Origin of the sequence: Streptomyces recifensis, assembly GCF_002154615.1 — a bacterium.
GTDB classification, from domain to species: Bacteria; Actinomycetota; Actinomycetes; order Streptomycetales; family Streptomycetaceae; genus Streptomyces; species Streptomyces griseoluteus.
The window spans coordinates 1-741 of record NZ_MUNH01000762.1; the positions used below are offsets into that span (position 1 = coordinate 1).

1 protein-coding gene and 1 pseudogene are annotated in these 741 nt (G+C 71.5%); both read left to right on the top strand.

The genetic code is table 11. The features are described 5' to 3' along the window. A pseudogene (locus tag CCN33_RS29410) lies at nt 1-238 on the top strand (serine/threonine protein kinase); the annotation flags it as partial. A 132-nt stretch (nt 239-370) separates the two neighbouring features. Continuing rightward, a partial coding sequence (locus tag CCN33_RS29415; RefSeq protein WP_167387975.1) for a protein kinase domain-containing protein occupies nt 371-741 on the top strand: 371 nt, incomplete at its 3' end.

A 741-nucleotide genomic window follows, 5' to 3' on the forward strand; every position in this document is an offset into this window, starting at 1 on the left:
GCCCCGGCCGCCCCGGCAGCGCGGCGCCAACCCGATGAAGATCCCCGGTCTGGGCTGCCTCAAGGGCTGCCTCTTCACGATCGTCATCCTGGTCGTGGCGAGCTGGCTGATCTGGGAGCTGACCCCGCTGCACACCTGGGTCGGCCAGGGCAAGGGCTACTGGGACCAGCTCAGCGACTGGGCCGGCTCCGTCGCCGACTGGTTCAGGAGCCTGAACAGTTCCTCCGGCGGCAACTGAACGGCCGCTCGCGGAGCCGGTTCTGGGGACTTGTCGACACCCAGCGGGTGATTTCCGGCTCCGCGGTGAAGGTGGCCCCCGTGGGCGCGTAGTTTTGTCGACCCGGGGCAACACGCGTCTGTGGGAGCAGTCTTGGCACGGAAGATCGGCAGCCGGTACACCGCCAACCAGATCCTGGGGCGGGGCAGCGCCGGGACAGTGTGGCTGGGCGAGGGACCGGACGGGCCCGTCGCCATCAAGATGCTGCGCGAGGACCTCGCCTCCGACCAGGAGCTGGTCGGCCGCTTCGTGCAGGAGCGGACCGCGCTGCTGGGACTCGAGCACCCGCACATCGTGACCGTGCGGGACCTCGTGGTCGACGGCAACGACCTCGCCCTCGTCATGGACATCGTGCGCGGCACCGACCTGCGCACCCGCCTGGAGCGCGAGCGCCGGCTCGCTCCCGAGGCCGCGGTGGCGATCGTCGCCGACGTCGCGGACGGGCTCGCCGCCGCGCACGCGGC